At 71.6% G+C, this 257-nt stretch carries 1 protein-coding gene; it reads right to left on the bottom strand.

The window, feature by feature from the left end; genetic code table 11:
* The coding region (locus tag OO57_RS43400; RefSeq protein ID WP_033257542.1) for a transposase at positions 1-256 on the bottom strand (256 nt) is incomplete at its 3' end.
* Position 257: the final 1 nt, after the last annotated feature.

Genomic DNA, 257 nt, shown 5'->3' with positions numbered 1-257 from the left:
GGTCGCAGCGCAGTTCCTGCACCGTCTCGAAGTCGGAAAGGCCGTGCAGGGCCTGCAGCGTGATCGCCGCGGCCAAGACCTGCGGCGGCATGCTCGGCCGGCCGTTCGCCGACGGGTACATGTCCGCGAACATCGCCGCCGGGAACAGCCGGCCCCGGTGCTCGGCCAGGAACGCGAACACGCTCCCCACCGGGATCAGGTCCCGGCAGGTCTCCCACACATCCGGCCCGACCGTCTCCCCGGCCCATTCCCCCATC

It is taken from the genome of Kitasatospora phosalacinea, from assembly GCF_000717185.1.
In the GTDB taxonomy this organism is placed as follows: domain Bacteria; phylum Actinomycetota; class Actinomycetes; order Streptomycetales; family Streptomycetaceae; genus Kitasatospora; species Kitasatospora phosalacinea_A.
This window is presented reverse-complemented; position numbering and strand designations above follow the sequence as displayed.